This window comes from Sphingomonas glacialis (assembly GCF_006439055.1).
Classification (GTDB): domain Bacteria; phylum Pseudomonadota; class Alphaproteobacteria; order Sphingomonadales; family Sphingomonadaceae; genus Sphingomonas; species Sphingomonas glacialis_A.
Genome location: NZ_RCZC01000009.1, coordinates 141,947 through 161,453, shown reverse-complemented (window position 1 = coordinate 161,453; position 19,507 = coordinate 141,947). Strand labels below are relative to the sequence as shown.

Below are 19,507 nucleotides of genomic sequence, written 5' to 3'. Positions count from 1 at the left end.
CCTTTCCAGCCGGTAGGTTCTGGTGTCGAAGTCATCCGCCAAGCTCGTGGCTGGTGGTTCACTGTTAGCAATTACGACGACACGGCATGTTCTTGCAGTAGTGGTGACGAGTCTGGCCAGCGGGCCCAACAAGGTGGAATGCAAAAATAAATTTTGACTCGTTGAGGATGAGAATGTCCGGCTTGCTCAGTGGGCGTCCGAGCAACTGCGTCACAGCGGTTCGGAGTCGCTTATAGTGAGCGCCTCCGCTCGGCATCTTCGTCGTTGTCGAATATCATGTTCGAAGGACAGATCGAGCCCACGACCTTCAGTCCTGCTTCCGCCTGCTCCAACCACTCGTCGATCGCCCCGCACGACGGTGTTTCGGCGGCGCAACGCTTCAGCCAGCGATCAATGCCCACGGGCAAGCAATCTGGGATCAAGCTGTCCCAGGTGCGGCCCAAGATAGCAAACGATTGCCGCCACGACGACAGCACCGATTATAACAATAATAGGCCATCGCGCAGCGCGCAGGAGCGCGTCGTGCCCGCGATCGCCGCGCTTATTGAACAGCATTTTATTTCCACTTCTTGATCCGTCGCCAAACCAACGCTACTAACATTTGCATTCGAATGCAAAGGATCGCTTATGGCATATCATCTCAAGCGCGGCGCGACGCTCGAAGCAAAAGCAACGCGCAACCGTGAAGTCCGTGACGCCGTAGAGAAAATTCTGGAAGACATAGAGACGCGCGGCGATGACGCCGTACGCGCCCTGTCGATCCGCTTCGATGACTGGGACCGCGAAAGCTTCCGCCTGAGCGCGAAGGAAATCCAGGATTGCATTGACCAACTCGCCGCGCAGGACCTTAAGGACATCGAATTCGCCCAGACACAGATCCGCAACTTTGCGCAGGTCCAGCGCGATTCGATGCGCGACGTCGAGGTCGAGACGCTTCCCGGTGTCATCCTCGGTCACAAGAACGTGCCGGTGAATGCAGCGGGCTGCTATGTTCCGGGCGGCAAATACCCGCTGCTTGCCTCGGCACATATGTCGGTCATCACCGCCAAGGTCGCCGGGGTGGCGCGTGTGATCACCTGCGCGCCGCCCTTCAAGGGCAAGCCTGCCCCGGCGATCGTCGCTGCGCAGGCAATGGCGGGCGCCGATGAGATCTACTGCCTCGGCGGGATTCAGGCGGTCGCCGCAATGGGGATCGGCACTGCCTCGATCGCCCCGGTCGATATTCTCGTAGGGCCTGGTAACGCCTTCGTCGCCGAAGCAAAGCGCCAGCTTTTTGGTCGGGTGGGGATCGACCTGTTCGCCGGCCCGACTGAGACGCTCGTGATTGCCGACGAGGTCGGCGCCGACGCCGAATTGTGCGCGACCGATCTGCTCGGCCAGGCCGAGCACGGCCCCGACAGCCCCGCTGTACTTCTCACCACCTCGGAAAAGCTGGCGCGCGAGACGATGGCCGAGATTGATCGGCTGCTGCAAATCCTGCCGACCGCCGATTACGCACGCAAAGCATGGGACAGTTTTGGCGAGGTGATCGTCGCAGAGTCCGATGCGGAAATGGTCACGATCGCCAATGCGATCGCCTCCGAGCATGTCCAAGTGATGACGCGCGACCCCGACTATTTTCTTGCCAACATGACCAATTACGGCGCGCTATTTCTCGGCGCGCGCACGAACGTCGCCTATGGCGACAAAGTCATCGGCACCAACCACACACTGCCGACGCAGAAAGCAGCGCGCTATACCGGCGGGCTGTGGGTCGGCAAATTTCTCAAGACCTGCACCTACCAGAAGGTGACGACTGACGAGGCCTCGGCCATGATCGGCGAATATTGTAGCCGGCTGTGTGCGCTCGAAGGGTTTGCCGGGCATGGTGAACAGGCCAATGTCCGTGTGCGACGCTATGGCGGCCGCAACGTGCCCTATGCCGGGCGCGCCGAGCCGCTGGTCGCGGCCGAGTAGATGCGGCTGCCGATCACACCGTCCGCGTCGCTTCGCGGCAAGCGCGCGATCGTGACCGGTGCGGGGCGTGGCATAGGCCTCGCCTGCAGCGCCGCGCTGGCGGCGGCAGGCGCGGCGGTGACGCTGGTGGCGCGCTCCATCGGCGAGATCGAACAGGCGGCAGCGGCCATACGTGCAACCGGCACACCGGCCGAGGCAGCGGTGCTCGATGTGTCAGACCTCGCTGCCGTCTCCGCCTTCTTCGCCGAGCGGCCGGCGTTCGACGTGCTGGTCAACAATGCTGGGACCAATCGGCCAAAGCCCATGCAGGAGGTCGAGGAGGCGGATTACGACGCGGTGCTCGACATCAACCTCAAGGCGAGCTTCTTCGTCGCGCAAGCTGCCGCGCGGAGGATGATCGCCGAAGGCCTGTCCGGTTCGCTGATCCATATGAGTTCGCAAATGGGCCATGTCGGCGGCCCCAATCGCGCGCTGTATTGCGCGTCGAAATGGGCAATCGAGGGCATGAGCAAGAGCTTCGCGTTAGACCTAGCACCCTACGCCATCCGCTCGAACACGATCGCGCCAACCTTCATCGAAACGCCGCTGACACGCCCCTATTTCGAGGACGCGGTATTCAAGGCGGCCGTGCTCGCCAAGATCAAGCTCGGGCGGATTGGCCAAGTCGAGGATTTGATGGGTCCGGTGGTTTTCCTCGCCGGCGCCGGTTCGGCGCTGATGACGGGCACCAGCCTGATCGTGGATGGCGGCTGGACCGCCGATTGATCGCGCTGCACCGTCAGCGCATTTACATGGGACAAGACTGATGGCCGACCGGATTCTGACGACGCATGTCGGCTCACTGCCGCGCGACAAGGCGGTCACCGACCTGATCTTCGCGCACGAACGCGACGAGCCGATCGACCCTGGCGAGTTCGACCGCGTCGTCGGTGCCGCCGTCGATGCCTGCGTCGCGCGCCAGGTCGCTGTTGGCATCGACTTAGTGTCGGACGGCGAGATGTCGAAGATCTCGTACGCCACCTATATCAAGGACCGAATCACCGGCTTTGCCGGCGACAGCGCGCGCACGCCGCCGGCCGATCTCGAGGCATTTCCTGGCTTCCTTGCGCGCCAAGCCGCAGCTGGCGGCACGCCGACCTATCGCCGCCCGCGCTGCGTCGCCGAGATCGCGCCGCTGACGCTGCAACCGCTGCACGACGACGTCGCACGGCTGGATCACGCCGTGCACCTACATGCGCCGCACGGCGCGTTCATGAACGCCGCCTCGCCCGGCGTGATCGCCTTGTTCCAGCCCAACGACTTCTACCCAACGCAGGACGCCTATCTCGAGGCGCTGGCCGAGGCGATGCGGCCCGAATATGAAGCGATCTGCGCGGCCGGGCTAATCCTGCAGCTCGACAGCCCCGATCTCGGGCTCGGGCGCCACATGATGTACAAGGATCGCAGCGACGCCGACTATCTCGGGCTGATCGGCCAGCACGTCGAAGTGCTCAACCACGCGCTGCGCAACGTACCCGCGAGCCAGGTGCGGATGCATGTCTGCTGGGGCAATTACGAAGGGCCGCACCATTGCGACGTCGAGATGGCGGTGATCTTGCCGACGCTGATGCGGGCGAAGCCGCAGGGGCTGCTGTTCGAAACCTCCAATCCGCGCCACCAGCATGACTGGCAGGCCTTTACTGACATGGTAACGCTGATCCCCGAGGACCGCGTGCTGATCCCCGGCGTGATCGATTCGACCACCAACTTCGTCGAGCATCCCAAAGTGGTGGCCCAGCGGATCGAACAATATGTCGATATCGTCGGTCGCGAGCGGGTTATTGCCGGCACCGACTGCGGCTTTTCTACGTTCGCGGGATTTGGTGCGATCGATCCCGATATCGTCTACGCCAAGCTCGCGGCGCTGGCGGACGGCGCGACAATTGCGAGCGAACGGATTTGGGCACGGGCTGCATGACGTCTCTGAAACAGCGCCTTGCCGCGCGTGAGACCTTGGTCGGGACCTTCGTCAAGACGCCATCGCCGATCATCGTCGAGGTGCTCTCACTGACCGAGCTCGATTGCCTGTGCCTCGACGCCGAGCATGCCCCGTTCGATCGCGCCGCGATCGACGGCTGCGTGATGGCGGCGCGGGCGAGTGGCAAGGACGTGTTGGTGCGCATCGCATCGGCCGATCCCGCGCAGATCCTCGGCGCCCTCGATTGCGGCGCGACCGGTGTGGTGATCCCGCACGTCCGCTCGGCCGATGAGGCGCGCGCGGCGGTGCGCGCCAGCCAATACGGCCATGGTGGTCGAGGCTATGCCGGCTCGTCGCGCGCGGCGGGCTATACCACGCGCTCGATAACCGATCATCTCGCCTGGAGCGCGGCGCGCACCGTGGTAATCGCGCAGATCGAGGATCCCGAAGCGATCGACGCGATCGATGCGATCGCCAAAGTCGAGGGGATCGATGCCCTGTTCGTCGGGCGCGTCGACTTGACCGTCGCCTATGGCGCGACCAGCCAAGACGATCCGCGCGTCGTCGCCGCGATCGAAGCGGTCTGCGCCGCCGGCCTGCGCCACGGACGCCCGGTGGGCATGTTCCTTGCGCGCGTCGCAGATGTCCCGCTCTGGACGGCGAAAGGTGCCAGCCTGTTCCTGCTCGGCTCCGACCACGGCTTCCTGCTCGGCGGGGCCGGCGGACTGATCGCCGCCGCAAAGACATGAGCGCGACCGCCGCCCGGCGCTACGGTGCGGCCGGCGCGGTAATGCCGCTGCTGGGTTCGATGATCTCGCTGTGTATCGGCACGTCCTACGCCAAGACGGTATTCCCGGTGGCCGGCCCTGCGGGGATGACCGCGCTTCGCCTGGGTCTGTCTATGCTGCTGATCGTCGGGTTGCAGCGGCCCTGGCGCTGGCGGCTGGATCGAGCGGAATCGGTCGCGGTGCTGCGCTACGGCGGTGCGCTCGGGCTGATGAACCTGAGCTTCTACGAAGCCGTCGCGCGGCTTCCGCTGGGCGTTGCGATCGCCATCGAATTTCTCGGGCCGCTCGCCGTTGCGATCCTGGGATCGACGCGGCGGATCGATCTGCTGTGGATCGCATGCGCTGCCGCAGGGGTGGCGATCCTGGTGCTGCCGGGACCGCAGGCGCACGCGCTCGACCTGACCGGCGCGCTGTTCGCGCTGGGCGCAGCCTTCTTCTGGGCGCTGTACATCGTATGGGGACGCCAAGCGACCGCGGTCCTGCGCGAGACGCAGGTCGTGTGCCTCGGGCTGATCGTTGCGGCGCTGATTGCGGTCCCGGTCGGCTGGGCCACCGCCGGCGCCGTGCTGTTGCGACCCGATGTGCTCGGGATCGGCTGCATCGTCGCACTGCTTTGCAGCGCCCTGCCCTATTCCCTCGAGATGATCGCGCTGAAGCGATTGCCGGCGCACGTCTTCGGCCTGCTCGTCAGCCTCGAGCCGGTGATTGGCGCGCTGGCCGCGTTCGCGATCCTCGGAGAGCGGCTCGGCGTGCTGCAGTGGCTCGCGATCGTCGCGATTATGCTTGCCTCCTGCGGCAGCACGGTCTCGCATGTCCGAGACGCTCGAGCGGCGCCCGTCCTACTTTAGCCGCCCGAGCGCCAGAGCGGCTTCGGGTGCGTTTCTGGCAACATCAGCCACAGCAGGGCGGCGATGACGAAGATCACGCTCGCCATCCCCATCGTCGCGCCAAGTCCGATCGCGCCTGCCAGCGAACCGGTGATCAGCGGTGCAAAGAAGCTGACGATTCGACCCCAATTGAATATCGACGCCGCGGTTGATTTCAGATGCGGCGGATACAGCTCGGTCAGCCACGGGCCCCAAACCACGCTTGACGAGAGCATGAAGCCGTATAGCGCGCCGATCACGCCAAGCAGCGCGAGGTTGGCAGGCACGAGCAGATACGCGGCGATCGCCGCCGCGCCGAGGAAAAAGCCGAGCGCGTTGAAGCGGCGCCCAAAGCGATCACTTGCCCAGCCCCAGAAGAAGCCTCCGACAATGTTGGCAGCGAAGGTCCAGGCGACGAGCCCGCCAATCGCGGCCGACGAGAGTAGCCGTACATCCTTCAGGTAGGTCGTCAGCCATCCGCTAAACGCCTGATAGGCAAAAAAATTGAGCCCCATTAATGCCGCCAGCATCGCGGTCTGCAGGGCCAGGCCCGGACCGAACAGTTCGAGTACGGGCAAGCGTGCGCGCGGCTGTTCGGGGCGGCCCGTATCGACGCTGTGCGGCACGATGACATAGGCGAAGGCAGCCAGAACGATCGGAGGGACGCCGCCGATCCAAAGCAGCAGGTGCCATTGCTCACCCGCGCGCTCTGGCAATTGCCGCACCGCAACTCCCATTGCGATGACCGCGAGCCCGAAGATCGCGTTGATCAGGCTGGCAAGCCGCCCGCGGACGTTCCCACGGAACAACCCGACATAGATGCCGACGACGATCGGGAAGATCCCGCCCATCATCACGCCGAGCACGAAGCGTTGCGCGATGAATTGGAGATAGGTCGTGACCGCGACGCCGGCGAGCAGGCTCAGCCCATAGCCGACCATGACCACGACGAGCATATTCCGACGGCCGAAGCGATCGGCAAGTTGCCCGATCAGCACCGCGCCGATCAGCGCGCCAGCGCCCTGCGCCGAATAGCCCGATCCTGCCTCGGTCAGGGTGAGGCCGAGGCTATCGCGAATATACGGCCGGAGGATGTCGACCGAATTCCACGCCCAGCTGTAAAAGAACTCCGCGACCATCAGAAACGCGAACGCCGCCACCGCTCGACGTGTCGAGGGATAGGCGGCGGTCTGGTCGGCGAATGCCGGCGGCAGCGTTTCTCGAGTGCCGAGGGTTCCTGTCCCGGCCGTCACGCTGCCGCACCCGGCGCGGTGGGCCGGGACGGCGGTCCGGCGGCAAGCGAATGCCGCGAGAACGGTGACATCCGCCACGCTCCTGCCGGACCGCGGCGCATCAGAATTTGCCGCCGACGCGCACGCCGAAGACCCGCGGCGGGCCATAGGATTCCTGGACCCGCGCCGAGCTGCCGAGCGTCGCGCTATAGATCACCGCGTAATTGCCGATGTTGTTGACGAAGCCCTCGATGTAATAAGAGCCGGGCTTCGAGGTGTAGCGCAGGCTGAGATCGACCACGCCGTACGCCTTCTGGCGGTCGAGCACAGTGTTGTAGTCGGTCGAGTAATATGACGACGAATACAGGACGTCGACGTGTGGCGTCAGGCGGCCGGCGTTGCCCAGATCGATGTCGTAATAGGCGCTTGCTGTGCCCTTGAACGTGGGTGACATCGGCACGTCCTTGCCCGACAGATTGACCAGCGTCGTGTTGCCGAACGGGTTGGGCCGGGTGTAGCTTGTGAATTCGGCATCGAGCAGGGCCGCGGTCAGATCGACATGGAGCCCCTGATAGAGCATCGTCTTCACTTCGAACTCGGCGCCGTAACTGCGCGCCGCGCCGGCACTGGCATAATAGGACAGGTTGGTGCTCGGATCGAGGATCGTAATCTGCAGGTTCTTGTACTTGTTGTAAAAGGCGCTGATGTTGACCGAAACGTGGCCAGCATCGAACAGATTTTTTGAGCCGACCTCATAGGCCGTCACGGTCTGCGGCGCATAGCTTTGCGGGATCAACGCGTTCGACGAATTGTTGTTGATGCCACCCGACTCGAACCCGGTCGAGACCGTCGCGTAGAGCATGTTGTTGCGCGTCAGGTTCAGCTCGGCGCCGGCGCGCCACGTCACCTTGTTGTACTTTGCCTCGCCCGATGCCCTGGCCGCGGTCTGCGTCGCGAAGTTGAACGTTCCGGGAGGCGCCGTGAAATTCGTGATCGTATAGTTCTTGGTCTCGTCCGAGTAGCGGACGCCACCGATGATACGCAGCGTGTCGGGGATGACCGCATAGGTCGCCTGACCGTATGCCGCATAGGCCTTGGTATCGATCAGCGTACGCGAGCGCGTGCCAAGCGCCGTGGCGGTCGGCGCGGTATAAACCTGACTGTACAGCTCGTCGACCATGTCATGGAAGTAATAGCCACCGACGATCCACTGCAGCGGCGAGCTCTTGCTGTTCGAGGAAAGCTGCAATTCCTGGCTGAACGAATTGTCGCGCGTGTCGGGCTGCTGCAGGCCCGAGCCCGCAAAGCTCGATGTCACGCCCGCTGCGGGAAAGACGACCGAGGTCTGATCAAGGTCACCGCTGCGCTTCGAGCGGAAGCTGTTGTAGCCAGTGATCGCCTTCGCCACGACCGCACCGAGGTCGTAGCTGAGTTGGCCGCTGATGTAGCGCTCGTGCAGCTTCTGGGTCGGCTGGTAATCGGCTTGGATGTGATAGGCGTCGCCGGTGACGGGCACGCCGATATCGACACCGTTGAAGAACGCGGAACCGTTATGGACGCTCGGGTTCACCGCATAGGGCAGACCCGTGATCGAGCGCGCCCCGGTCGTCGGATTGATCAGCGTGCCGACAGTTTTGTAGCCGTAGGCGCCGGCGCCGGCGTCGTTGCGATCCCACAGCGCGCCGTGGACGAGAATCTCGAGCTCGGCGGTCGGCGTCCATTTGGCACTGGCGCGCACCACGGTCTGGTTTTCGTCGTTGAGCTTGATGTCGGGGTTGGTGGTCGAGCTGACATAGCCCGAATGCTCGCTGTGATAGCCCGCCACACGGAACTGCAGCGTGTCGCTCGCCGGGATATTGAGGAAGCCGTCGAACTGGCGAGCGTCGTAGTTGCCGACCATGGCGTTGAGGCCACCCTCGAAGCTGTTGGTCGGCTCCTGCGTGATCACACTGATGTTTCCGCCGAAGGTGTTGCGGCCATAGAGCGTGCCCTGCGGCCCACGCTGCACTTCTATCCGCGAAACGTCGAAGATCGGGATGCTCTGCTGCTGGGTGCGGCTCTGATAGATGCCGTCAAGGTAGAAGCCGATGACCGGGTCGCTCTGCGCGCTCACCAACTGGGTGCGTACGCCGCGGATCGCCGGAAAAGAATCGGCGCCTTGTTGGCCCCATGTCAGGCCAGGGGTCAGATATTGTAGGCGGCTCGCGTCGTTGATGTGATTGCGGGCGAGGTCGGCTCCGCTGAGCGCGGTGACCGCGAGCGGGACGTCCTGCAGGCGCTCGCTGCGGCGTTGCGCCGTCACCACGATGTCGGCACTGTCGGCCGGCAGCGGAGCAGGAACCGCGGACGAGGAGGATTGGCTCGACTCCTGCGCCGAGGCTGCGCTCGCGTACAGCGCCAAGGAAATCGCCGACGCCCCGAAGAGCCAAATTCGATTGCGCATATCGTTTCCCCTTAAGCCGCCGCCGGCTGTGCAAACCGTGGTCAATGACCGAATGCTATCAAGCGGATCGGAAAGCGTCCATTATAAAATGCATTCGAATGCATAGAGTTGCTGTCTTACTTTCGTGCTGCCCACGCGCTGCACGACCAGCCTAAACCATTGTTATTTATGGATTAAGTTTGCCGACGGGGACCGCTCGTCACCTGTGGCCGATGTCGCACATGATCGACCGGTGTCGTATTCGTGAAACTAACGGCAAACCGCTGCGTTCGAATGCGTCAGAACCGGGGTGTGATTCGCGCCGACTTCCCGGCGATGAATTTGCCCGCAAACAGCCGCCGTTCGGCTGTCGCACTGTCATCCTCGATCCGCTCGATCAGCATCATCACCGCCGCCTTTGTCATGCGCGCAACAGGCTGCTGGATCGAGGTCACCTGATAACTCGTCCAGCTCGCCGGGCCAGAGCCATCGAAACCGACGATCGACATATCGTGGGGAATCCGCAGATCGAACACGTCCCGCGCGGTGTCGATCGCGCCGATCGCCATCAGGTCGCTCACCGCGATAACCGCATCGAGTGTTTTTTCTTTATCGAGTAACGCGCGCAGCCCTGCCCCACCACTCTCGTAGCTGAAATCGCCGCGTACCACCGCCACGTCCTGCAGCCCCGCATCGGCAAGACGTGCCAGCGCGGCTCGACGGCGCTCCTCGCCGACGTAGGAATCGTCTGGCCCGGCTATGATCCCGAACCGGCGATGCCCTGCGGCAAGCAGTTTTTCGACCAATTCACGTTCGCCCGCGGCCGAGTCACAGCAGACGCTCGCCGCCTGCGCAGTGTCGGGCATGCGATTGTAGAGCACCAAGGGTACGCGATGCTCGGCGAAAAGGAGGATCTGCTCGTCCGACAGCCGCGCGGCGCAGATCACGCCATCAACGCTGTGGCGCCAGACCTGGTCGAGCACGCCATCGACATCGCTTTCGGCGCCCAGCGAGAACAGCAGCACGCGCGTGTCGCGTTCAGTCAGCCGGCGGGTGAGTTCGGCCAGAACTTCGGGATAATAAAGGTTGGTCAGGTTCGAGATCAGCAGCGCGACGATCTTCGTCCGTCCGGAAATTAGCCCCTGCGCCAGTGCATTGGGCCGATACCCCAATTGGGTCGCGACCTTGACGATGCGCGCGCGAGTCTTGGGCGCAATGCTACCACCCGGAGCAAAACAGCGCGACACCGCGCTTTGCGATACGCCGGCCTCGCGCGCGACGTCGTAGGAGGTCGGGCGCCGCATTGGCGGCTTGATCTCTTCGCTCATCATGTTCCCTTGGGTGACTGCGGATGACCCTACGCGCTCGCGAGCGCAGAATAAACACGCACCGATCACCTCGACGGGTGACATCTGCATTCGAATGCATTAGATCGCGTCAGCATGGCCGTGCGTGGCCAGTTTTCCCATGAAAGGATCGCCCGAATGGCCAGCGTGTCGGCTCCCAAATCCCTCCAGGGCAGCCTCGAATATGTCAAAGCGCCGCAGCGCGACAATATCGGCGACAACAGCCAAGTCATTGAGCTCGTGACCACGGTGCTCAAGGACGTGCGCGAGCGCGGCGATGCGGCAGTGCGCGACTATTCGCAAAAGTTCGACGGCGTGTCGCTCGACCAGTTCGAAGTGTCGCCGGCTGATCGCCAGCACGCGGTCGATCAGCTCGACAAGCAGACACGCGCCGATACCGAATTCGCGATCGAGAATGTCCGCCGCTTCGCTACCGCGCAGCTCGGGACGATCCTGCCGCTCGAAGTCGAGCCGCTGCCCGGCCTTCACCTCGGGCACACCGTGATCCCGATCCAGCGCGTCGGCGCCTATGTGCCCGGCGGACGCTTCCCACTGCTCTCGGCACCGATCATGACGATCGTGCCCGGCAAGGTTGCGGGCTGCGACGAGGTTGTCGCATGCCTGCCGCCAAACGCGCACAAGGCGATGGTCGCTGGCTGCCACCTTTCGGGTGCCGACCGCATCTTCCTGATCGGCGGGGCCCAAGCGATTGCGGCAATGGCCTACGGCACCGACAGCGTCCCCGCGGTCGACAAGATCATGGGCCCTGGCAACGCATTTGTGAACGAGGCCAAGCGCCAGGTCTTTGGTCCGGTCGGGATCGACCAACTGGCCGGCCCGTCCGAGATTTTCGTCGTGGCCGATTCGACCGGTAACCCGGAACTGATCGCGACTGACCTGCTCGCGCAGGCCGAGCATGACGTTCGCACTCGGGTCGGGCTGATCACCACCGACAAGGCGCTGGCAGAAGCGACCCTCAAGGAAGTCGAACGCCAGTTGCGCGATCTGGCCACTGCAGAGATTGCGGGCGAGAGCTGGAAGAATTACGGCGAGATCGTCCTCTGCGCCGACGATGCGGCCATGATCGCCTACTCCGATCATGTCGCGGCCGAGCATCTGCAAGTCCATACTGCCGATGCACACGGTTTCGCCAAGAAGCTGCGGAACTACGGTTCGCTGTTCGTCGGCGAGAACGCCAGCGTGGTTTATTCCGACAAGAATGTTGGCACCAACCACACTTTGCCGACGATGGGCGCCGGCAAATACACCGGCGGACTGTGGGTTGGCTCCTACGTCAAGATCGCGACGTACCAATGGCTCGAATCCGATGCGATCCGGGCCGTTGCCCCGGCAGCAATGCGACAAAGCGATAGCGAGGGACTCGAAGGTCATCGCAAGGCCGCAGCGATCCGTCTCGAGCGCTTGAACGCGGTAGCGTAAGGGTGAGGGTGAGGGACGGTCCGCCGCCCCTCGTCTCGGCCGGCCAACTCCAATCCTTCAGTAATGATCGCGTTTTCGGACACCCGGGGGAGAATAGCAGCTGTACCCGTCACCGACGGCATGCAAGCCCACTGCCCCCCGGGGTCCCCGCTAACGAACCCGCTGGGTACTCAGTTCGTAGTCGGCGCCTCGCTGCTGCGGTAGACCGCACCTTGCCGCCGCGCGCCCTGCCCGTGCAGCACGATCAACGCACCGCAGGAAATTGGACGTAGTGCGGCGGCGCCCGTCGCAGAGGCGCGCGCCCGTTCGAAGTCGGGCACCCTAGCCAAATACGGGCATCGCCGGACTCTCGGTACCGCGCACGACGAACACAACCGCCGGAACAGACGCCGTATTGCGGAAGGCACGCGGCAAGCCGATCGGCACGGTCAACATATCCCCTGCCCCCATCACGATCGCACCGTCCGCCCAGGAAACTTCGAACGTCCCCTCCTGCACAATCAGCACCTCGGCTTCGGCGCGAGCGTGATGCGGAACATACGCGCCGGTCTGCAGGGTCAACTGGCGCAGGTTGCACCCGTGTGGCCACCAGCCCTTGATCGGCCCGGCAGCGAAGCCGTCGCCGGTCGCCTGTGGTACGATGATCCCAGCTTCCTCGACCCCCTCGGCGGCCAGCGGCGATTTGGCGTTGGCCTTGGCCGAGCCGTACGGCACGACGCATTCGAGGATCTTTTCGATGGGCGGCGTCTTGAGTCCCGCAACACTATCGGCGTCGAGAACGTCCTCCAACTCGACATCCTTCAAAGCATAGTCGCCCTGCGAGGTGTCGATCAACCGGCCGCCCTTGGCGAGTTTCAGTCCATGATCGGCGGCGGCTTCGAACACTGCGGGCGCCCATGTCACCTTGCCGGGATCGTCCTCGCCGAGGATCGTGAACAGAAAGCCGACCCCGTCGTCGATCTTCTCGAACCCGCGAAACATGTGGATCGGTACCGAGGCCACGTCACCCGGCCCGATTTCGAGCGCGCCGTCTTCTTTGTTGGCCCCGAACAGCAATCGCCAACGCCCCGAATGGATCATGAAAACCTCGGCGGTGTCATGGCTATGCTGCGAGTTGATACACCCGAACGGCTGGCGCGCGGCGCCGATGTTGAAGCCGTGCTTCTCGGTGATGTGGACGTGCTGGTCCGCGCTTTCGGAGACACCGGCGCCGATGATCGTGAAATTTTCCTTCTCGGTCGATCCCGGTGTCTTGGTATCGAGAAAGGCGGTGCGGCACGGGATGAGGTCGGCATAACGAACTAGCCGCGCATTCATTGCCGCTTGAGTCGAGGTCGTCACGATTAAGCTCCCGCGCATACTTGCATTCGAATGCATCGCAGGTAGAACATCCAATACCAAGTCGCAAGCCGGATGTGGAAACGACGGATGAACATAGCAACCTCGAGCCGATGCGTCGCAAGCACGGACGTGCGTGTGCCGCTGCTGCTGATCCCGGGCACGCTGTGCGACGAACGGATGTTCGCGCCGATGCTGGCGGCGCTGCCCCATATCGATGCGCGCGTCGCACCGCTGTGCCACGACGAAATCGGCGCCGCCGCACTTGCGATCCTCGCCGAGGCCCCACCGCACTTTGCGTTGCTCGGCTTTTCGCTCGGCGGGATGGTCGCGCTGGAGCTTGCCGCAATAGCTCCAGACCGCGTCGTGGGCCTCGCTTTGGTTGACAGCAACGCACGCGCTGTCGCTCCCGATCTCCACGCCATGCGCCGTACCGAGGCGGCGCAGGGCGCCAGCGCGCATGTCGCGCGGCTATGGCCCGATTACGTTGCGCCCGCGGCCCAGCACGACGCCAATCTGCGCGCAAAAATCGAGGCGATGGCGAACGCGATCGGGAGCGACGCACTCAAACGTCAGACCGCGCTCGCTTTGTCGCGGCGCGACAGCCGGTCGCGCCTGGCGAGGCTTACCATGCCGGCACTGGTGCTCGCCGGCGCGCACGACGCGCTGTGCCCACCCGCTTGGCAGCAAGAGCTCGCCGACGGCCTTCCCGATTCGACACTCGTCCTGATCGCTGATGCCGGCCATTTCGCTCCGCTCGAACGCCCGATCGCGGTCGCGGCCGAGGTCGGCGCGTGGCTTGCCCGACTTGCTACACCACTCGAAGATACATTCGTGCCACACCTTCCATCCACAGGAGATCCCATGACCGACGCTTCCAAGAGCCCCAAACCCGTCGATGAGCCTGCGGATGACCCCCGCGCCGTGCTCCAGGTCGAGCGTCGCGACCTCACCCAGTTGATCCCGACCGATCGCCCGCGCGTCCAGAGCATGCGCGGCTTCGACCCGGAATATACCGATATCGTCGATTACATCGTGCGCTGCACGCACCGCATCTGGGACGAACGTGATGTCGGTCTGATCTACACGCATTACACGCACAATTGCGTTGTGTACGGCAACCTGTTCACGATGTACGATCGCGAAACGCTGGTGCGCGAGACAATCTCACGCTTGGTCGAACTGCCCGACCGCCGCGGCATGGCGACGTCGGTGATCTGGCGGGGCAACGACGTCGATGGCTTCTATACGAGCCACATGACGCACGGGGTCGGACGCCACACCGAGTTCAACCAGTGGGGCAAGCCCACCGGGCGCCCGTTCGTCACGCGCACGATCGTCGATTGCATGATCCTCGAGAACAAGATCTATCGCGAGTGGGTTGTACGCGACAATATGGCGCTGCTGATCCAGCTCGGGATCGAGCCGCACGCTTATGCCGAGACCTGGGCGCGTGCAAAGCTCGAGCGCGGCGAAGCGGTTCCCGAAATCGCCGAGAGCGGTCGTCTGCTTGGACAATATCCCCCGCAGTCGGAAGCAGACGTCTCGATCGCGCATACGCCTAGCGAAGAGCAGATGCTGCGCTGGCTGCACCACATCTATACGATGCGGATGTTCGGCAAAATCAACGAGATCTATGCGCCAAATTGCCAGTGGCACGGGCCGCTGATGCGCGAACTGTCGGGCCGCGCCGCGGTGCTGCAGCAGACGATGCGCTTGGTCGCGATGATCCCAGACTGCGAATATGTCGTGCAGCACATCTGCTCGAATCAGAGCGAGGAGGGCGGCGAGAAAATCGCAGTGCGCTGGACCATGGAAGGCCATCATTTCGGCTATGGCTCGCTGGGCGCGCCGACCGGGCACAAAGTGTCGGTGATGGGCTTCAGCCATTATCATGTCGTCGACGGCCAGATCATCGACGAGTGGACGGTCTATGACGAGTTCTCGATGCTGGTGCAGCTGAAGATGGCAGCGATGCAGCAAGCCGCGGCATAATCCGGCGGGGCAGCTGGCGGGGATCGGGCGATGCCCGCCAGCTTGGTGTTGATGCCGGGGCCACGCGTATCTCGCGATGACAGCATGGGAGCGAGCGCTTGTCCGAAGCGATCTTTGATAAATCTCTGAGGGACGTGGCGGCAGCGCTAGCCGGTGGGCGGATCTCAGCGGTCGAGCTCCTGAACGAGTCGCATTCGCGAATTTGCAAATTCGACAGAGGGGAGGCGCGCCTTGGCGCAACCCTTCAACTCGACGAGCGGGCTTTTGATTACGCCCGCAACTGCGACTGCGAGCGGCAGGCCGGCCGGTCGCTTGGCCCCCTTCACGGCGTGCCGGTCATCGTGAAGGACAATATCGACGTGGCGGGATTGCCCACCACGTCAGGCAATCGTGCAATGGCCGGTGCCATGCCTCACGCGGATTGCGCGCAAGTGCAGAGGCTCCGTGGTGCCGGGGCGATCATCATTGGCAAGGCCAATCTGTCCGAATTCTCGTTCGAGGTACGATCGCGCAGTTCGCTTGGCGGCGACGTGCTCAATCCGTTTCGGCGAACCGTGACCTCGGGGGGCTCGAGCGGAGGCACCGCAGTCGCGGTTTCGGTCGGCTTTGCGGTCGCGGGATTGGGGACCGACACCGGTGGATCTATCCGCGTGCCGGCGGCCTATACCGGCCTTGTCGGGCTGCGGCCGACCTTTGGCCGATTGGCGGTGACGGGTATCGCTCCACTCGCGCCGAGTACCGACACGGTAGGACCGATCGCACGCACCGTGGACGACGCTGCGCTGATCTTCGCGCTGCTGGCGGGCCGCAATCGTCCCACCGCCGCCCGCCCGATCAGGGGCCGACGCGTGGGTGTGGTCGAGCAGGCATTCGGCACTGATCCGGAGGTTCTGGCAGCAATCGACGGTGCGTTGGAGGTGCTGAGGCGCGACGGAGTCGAGGTGCTTTCCGTTCCCGCCTTGCCCGATCATCTCTTGCCGGTGGATCGGCCTCATATCGTCGATGAAGAATTCGTCGATGCGTTCGATCAGTATCTCTCGACGAACTTCGTCGTGGGAACGGCACCTGCCTCGGTCGCGGCGATCGTCGAGAGCGGCGCCTCATTGCCCGACTATGCAGATGTGCTTCGAATGCGGCTGGCGCATTCGGGCGGTGCGCAACGCGCAGCCGTGCTCGCCTATTATGCCGAACTGCGCGCCGCGCTGGCGAAGATGATGAGCGCGTTGCGGCTCGATGCCTTGGCTTTCCCCGTCTCCGTCACGGTGCCCCAGTCGCTGGATAATCCCAAAGGCGGATGGGCCCCAGAACTTGCCGCTTGCAGCGGTTGGCCGGCGCTCTCGGTTCCGATCGGGCAGGCCGTGTCTGGGATACCGATCGGACTCGAATTGCTGGCGCAGGCCGACCAGGAAGACATCCTGTTCGATCTGGCGCGGCATATCGAGCGAGCCGTTGGCCCGCGCGCCATACCGCCACTGATATGACCGCTTGAAACACACGGCTTGGCATTGCCGAGCCCTGTCGCTCGAAACACAGGGCCTGGCGTTGCCAGGCCCTGTCGAACGATGGGCGCAGGTCTCGTTTAGAAGCGAACGCCTGCGCGTATTCCGTATGTCGCCGGCGGTCCGTACGAGACCTGAACACGCTGGCTGCGCCCGACCACGGCGCTGTAGAGCACGGGCTTGCCGAAGACGTTGTTGCCGTAGCCCTCGACATAATATTTGCCCGATTTTTCAGTCCAGCGCAGCGACAGATCGATCAGATTATATTCGCCTTGCCGATCGAGGACCGTGTTGAAATCGGTCGTATAGTAGCTCGTCGAGTGCAGCCAGTTCACATAGGGGGCGATTACACCGGCATTCCCGAGGTCCAGGTCGTAATAGACTTGAACCGTCGACTTGAAGCGCGGCGACATTGGCACGCGCTTGCCCGCCAGATTGACCGACACGGGATCCTGCCCGTTCGACGCCCCGTAGAAATTGTTGCCGCTGATGTACTGCGTGTATTGCGCATTCAGATAGGCGAGTGAGGCATCCACGTGGAGGTTTGTGATCGGCAAGCTGCGCACCGCGAGCTCGGCGCCATAGCTGCGAGCTTTGCCGGCCGATCCGAAATAGGAGACGAGCGGCGTGTAGACGTTGATCTGCAGGTTCGAATAGCGATTGTAGAAGACGCTCAGTTCGGTCTGCAGCTTGCCGGCCAGGAAGCGGTTCTTGAGGCCCGCCTCATAGGCATTGACCTTCTGCGGCGCATAGGATGCGGGGATCACGGCACTGCCGCCGGTGTCGTTGACACCACCCGAGGCGAAGCCGGTCGATGCGGTCGCGTAGAGCATCGTGTTGCGGTCCGGCGTGTATTGCAGTCCCGCGCGCCAGGTCGTGCTGTCGAACGACGGCGCTCCCGACGTGACGCTGTAGGGCGTGATGAAATTATAGGTGTTCGGCGCCGCGTCGGCGAAATCGGCGAAGTTGAAGGCCTTCTTCTCGCTGCTGTAGCGAATCCCGCCGATGATCCGAACTTTATCGGGAACGATGAAATAACTGGCTTGGGCGTAGGCGGCATAGGCATCGGTCTTAAGTGCAGCGTCCGCGCGGAAGCCGGTAACCGTCGAGTTGGGCGCGGTGATCTTCTGTTGGTAGGTCTCGAAAATATCGTCATGCAAATAGTAACCGCCGACGATCCACTGGAGCGGCGTCGTTGCGGTCGACGCAAGCTGAACTTCCTGCGTGAAGGTGCGTGCGCGCGTGTTTGGCTCCTGGATACCCGAGCCGAACCCAGCAGCAGGGGCCTGGAATATCACGCTGCTCTGGTCGTTATCCGCACTGCGATGCGAACGGAAAAAGGTGTAGCCGGTGATCGAACGCAATGTAACCGGACCGAAATCGTAACTGGCCGTGCCCGACACATAGTTTTCCAGGATGTGCTCGAACGGCTGATAATCCCAGTCGTTGGTGTAGGCACCCCCGGTCACGGGCACGCCGATATCGACGCCCTTGACGATCGCGGTGCCGTTATGGACCGATGGATTGACGGCATAGGGCACGCCGTTGATCGACTGGTACCCTGTCGCCGGATTGATCAGCGTACCCGCTACCTTGTAGCCGTATGAGCCCGCGCCCGCATCATCGCGCTGCCAATGGCCGGCGTGAAGCTGAACCTCGAGCTCCGACGTGGGCTTCCATTTCAGGCTGACACGCTGCGCATTCTCGTCATTGTCGACCAGCCGCACACCCGGCGTGGTCGAGCGGACATAGCCGTCATGCTTTTGAAAAACGCCCGCTACGCGGAGCTGCAGCGTATCGCTGATCGGCAGATTGACGAAGCCGTCGATCCGCTTCGACGCGTAATTGCCGAAGTCGGCGTTCAAGGCAGCCGCGAGCACCTTGGTCGGCTCGGCGGTGACGACGCTGATATTTCCGCCAAAGGTGTTACGTCCGTAGAGCGTTCCTTGCGGGCCGCGCTGCACTTCGATCCGACCAACATCGAAGATCGGCAAGCTCTGCTGCTGCGTACGGCTTTGATAGATCCCGTCGAGATAGTAGCCAATGACCGGATCGTTCTGCGCGCTAACCAGACTGGTGCGCACGCCGCGAATAGCCGGGAAGCTGTCGGAGCCCTGCTGGCCCCAGGTGAAACCGGGGGTCACGAGCGCGACACGACTGACGTCGTTGGCATGCAGGCGATTAAGATCGGCGGCCGAAAGCGCGGTAACCGCAATAGGGACGTCCTGCAGACGCTCAGTGCGGCGCTGCGCGGTGACCACGATATCGCCCGGCTCGCTGTCCGGAGCCGCGGCGCCGCCGGTATCCACCGCGCTGCTCGCCGGTGCCGTTTGCGCCGTCGCGGGCGACATGGCGACCGTCAAAGCTATGGTTGATGCGCAGATCAATAGCGTTCGATTTAGCATGACGGTCCCCTTTTTGTGCCATCGCGTTGTTGCGACTGACTCGAGTGAGCTATCGCAGCGTAACAAAACTGTCCACAGTTTTGTGCATTCGAATGCAGGGCGTGTCTTTTCGGTGGTTCGGGTCGTCACTAGGCAATGTTTCCGCGCTTCGTATATCGCACCGGCTGCTGCAAAGACGCACCGCTTCCAGAGTGCTCTTACTTAGATCGAGGCGCATATCCATCTCGCCGTCGGACCAACGTCGATGCCCGTTTGCTGTGCTG

The 19,507-nt window shown here is 63.2% G+C and carries 14 protein-coding genes; 9 read left to right on the top strand and 5 right to left on the bottom strand.

All coding sequences use genetic code 11. From position 1 onward, the window contains the following. Positions 1-276: 276 nt before the first annotated feature. The 6 genes from EAH76_RS21215 to EAH76_RS21190 are packed head-to-tail and all read left to right on the top strand — an operon-like array spanning position 277 to position 5,549. Positions 277-573: a hypothetical protein gene (locus tag EAH76_RS21215; protein WP_140852257.1), complete on the top strand. Its 297-nt coding sequence runs from the start codon at positions 277-279 to the stop codon at positions 571-573. 54 nt (positions 574-627) lie between these two features. Next, positions 628-1,956 (top strand): histidinol dehydrogenase, encoded by a 1,329-nt coding sequence (gene hisD, locus EAH76_RS21210; RefSeq protein WP_140852256.1) that lies wholly within the window; start codon positions 628-630, stop codon positions 1,954-1,956. Further along, complete coding sequence (locus EAH76_RS21205; protein ID WP_140852254.1) at positions 1,957-2,721, top strand: SDR family NAD(P)-dependent oxidoreductase; 765 nt, start codon at positions 1,957-1,959, stop codon at positions 2,719-2,721. It abuts the gene before it with no gap. A 40-nt stretch (positions 2,722-2,761) separates the two neighbouring features. Beyond that, positions 2,762-3,913 (top strand): cobalamin-independent methionine synthase II family protein, encoded by a 1,152-nt coding sequence (locus EAH76_RS21200; RefSeq protein WP_140852253.1) that lies wholly within the window; start codon positions 2,762-2,764, stop codon positions 3,911-3,913. After that, on the top strand, positions 3,910-4,662 hold the full coding sequence (locus tag EAH76_RS21195) for an HpcH/HpaI aldolase family protein (RefSeq protein WP_140852251.1): 753 nt from the start codon (positions 3,910-3,912) through the stop codon (positions 4,660-4,662). The genes EAH76_RS21200 and EAH76_RS21195 overlap by 4 nt, the downstream gene beginning before the upstream one ends. Continuing rightward, a complete protein-coding gene (locus EAH76_RS21190; RefSeq protein WP_140852250.1) occupies positions 4,659-5,549 on the top strand; it encodes an EamA family transporter in 891 nt (296 codons plus the stop codon). The genes EAH76_RS21195 and EAH76_RS21190 overlap by 4 nt, the downstream gene beginning before the upstream one ends. Here the strand turns inward: EAH76_RS21190 and EAH76_RS21185 are convergent. The 3 genes from EAH76_RS21185 to EAH76_RS21175 all read right to left on the bottom strand — a co-directional run bounded on the left by EAH76_RS21185 (position 5,546) and on the right by EAH76_RS21175 (position 10,549). Further along, a complete protein-coding gene (locus EAH76_RS21185; protein WP_161989109.1) occupies positions 5,546-6,820 on the bottom strand; it encodes an MFS transporter in 1,275 nt (424 codons plus the stop codon). The genes EAH76_RS21190 and EAH76_RS21185 overlap by 4 nt on opposite strands. Before the next feature lie 100 nt (positions 6,821-6,920). After that, positions 6,921-9,242 (bottom strand): TonB-dependent receptor, encoded by a 2,322-nt coding sequence (locus EAH76_RS21180; RefSeq protein WP_140852248.1) that lies wholly within the window; start codon positions 9,240-9,242, stop codon positions 6,921-6,923. Positions 9,243-9,520: 278 nt separating this feature from the next. Next, on the bottom strand, positions 9,521-10,549 hold the full coding sequence (locus tag EAH76_RS21175) for a LacI family DNA-binding transcriptional regulator (protein WP_161989108.1): 1,029 nt from the start codon (positions 10,547-10,549) through the stop codon (positions 9,521-9,523). A gap of 156 nt (positions 10,550-10,705) precedes the next feature. Here EAH76_RS21175 and hisD (EAH76_RS21170) point away from each other — a divergent pair, with 156 nt between their 5' ends. Then, positions 10,706-12,007 (top strand): histidinol dehydrogenase, encoded by a 1,302-nt coding sequence (gene hisD / locus EAH76_RS21170; protein WP_140852246.1) that lies wholly within the window; start codon positions 10,706-10,708, stop codon positions 12,005-12,007. Between the two features lie 321 nt (positions 12,008-12,328). On the opposite strand, the gene EAH76_RS21165 is transcribed toward hisD (EAH76_RS21170), so the two are convergent. Next, entirely contained in the window at positions 12,329-13,348 is a 1,020-nt protein-coding gene (locus EAH76_RS21165) for a cupin domain-containing protein (protein WP_140852245.1), read from the bottom strand. 87 nt (positions 13,349-13,435) lie between these two features. Here EAH76_RS21165 and EAH76_RS24345 point away from each other — a divergent pair, with 87 nt between their 5' ends. Together EAH76_RS24345 and EAH76_RS21150 are read left to right on the top strand one after the other, a co-directional pair. Continuing rightward, positions 13,436-15,340, top strand: a complete 1,905-nt coding sequence (locus EAH76_RS24345; RefSeq protein ID WP_206667918.1) for an alpha/beta fold hydrolase — start codon at positions 13,436-13,438, stop codon at positions 15,338-15,340. Between the two features lie 98 nt (positions 15,341-15,438). Continuing rightward, a complete protein-coding gene (locus EAH76_RS21150) occupies positions 15,439-16,821 on the top strand; it encodes an amidase (RefSeq protein ID WP_140852244.1) in 1,383 nt (460 codons plus the stop codon). 98 nt (positions 16,822-16,919) lie between these two features. Here EAH76_RS21150 and EAH76_RS21145 read toward each other — a convergent pair whose 3' ends face one another. Next, a complete protein-coding gene (locus tag EAH76_RS21145; protein ID WP_161989107.1) occupies positions 16,920-19,190 on the bottom strand; it encodes a TonB-dependent receptor in 2,271 nt (756 codons plus the stop codon). Between the last annotated feature and the right edge of the window lie 317 nt (positions 19,191-19,507).

What these genes read in the sequence shown, in the direction of transcription:
- EAH76_RS21215 (WP_140852257.1), top strand. Translation starts at nt 277, where the DNA reads ATGTTCGAAGGACAGATCGAGCCCACGACCTTCAGTCCTGCTTCCGCC.
- EAH76_RS21200 (WP_140852253.1), top strand. Translation starts at nt 2,762, where the DNA reads ATGGCCGACCGGATTCTGACGACGCATGTCGGCTCACTGCCGCGCGAC.
- EAH76_RS21145 (WP_161989107.1), bottom strand. Translation starts at nt 19,190, where the DNA reads ATGTCGCCCGCGACGGCGCAAACGGCACCGGCGAGCAGCGCGGTGGAT.
- hisD (WP_140852256.1), top strand. Translation starts at nt 628, where the DNA reads ATGGCATATCATCTCAAGCGCGGCGCGACGCTCGAAGCAAAAGCAACG.
- EAH76_RS24345 (WP_206667918.1), top strand. Translation starts at nt 13,436, where the DNA reads ATGAACATAGCAACCTCGAGCCGATGCGTCGCAAGCACGGACGTGCGT.
- EAH76_RS21190 (WP_140852250.1), top strand. Translation starts at nt 4,659, where the DNA reads ATGAGCGCGACCGCCGCCCGGCGCTACGGTGCGGCCGGCGCGGTAATG.
- EAH76_RS21195 (WP_140852251.1), top strand. Translation starts at nt 3,910, where the DNA reads ATGACGTCTCTGAAACAGCGCCTTGCCGCGCGTGAGACCTTGGTCGGG.
- hisD (WP_140852246.1), top strand. Translation starts at nt 10,706, where the DNA reads ATGGCCAGCGTGTCGGCTCCCAAATCCCTCCAGGGCAGCCTCGAATAT.
- EAH76_RS21175 (WP_161989108.1), bottom strand. Translation starts at nt 10,549, where the DNA reads ATGAGCGAAGAGATCAAGCCGCCAATGCGGCGCCCGACCTCCTACGAC.
- EAH76_RS21205 (WP_140852254.1), top strand. Translation starts at nt 1,957, where the DNA reads ATGCGGCTGCCGATCACACCGTCCGCGTCGCTTCGCGGCAAGCGCGCG.
- EAH76_RS21180 (WP_140852248.1), bottom strand. Translation starts at nt 9,242, where the DNA reads ATGCGCAATCGAATTTGGCTCTTCGGGGCGTCGGCGATTTCCTTGGCG.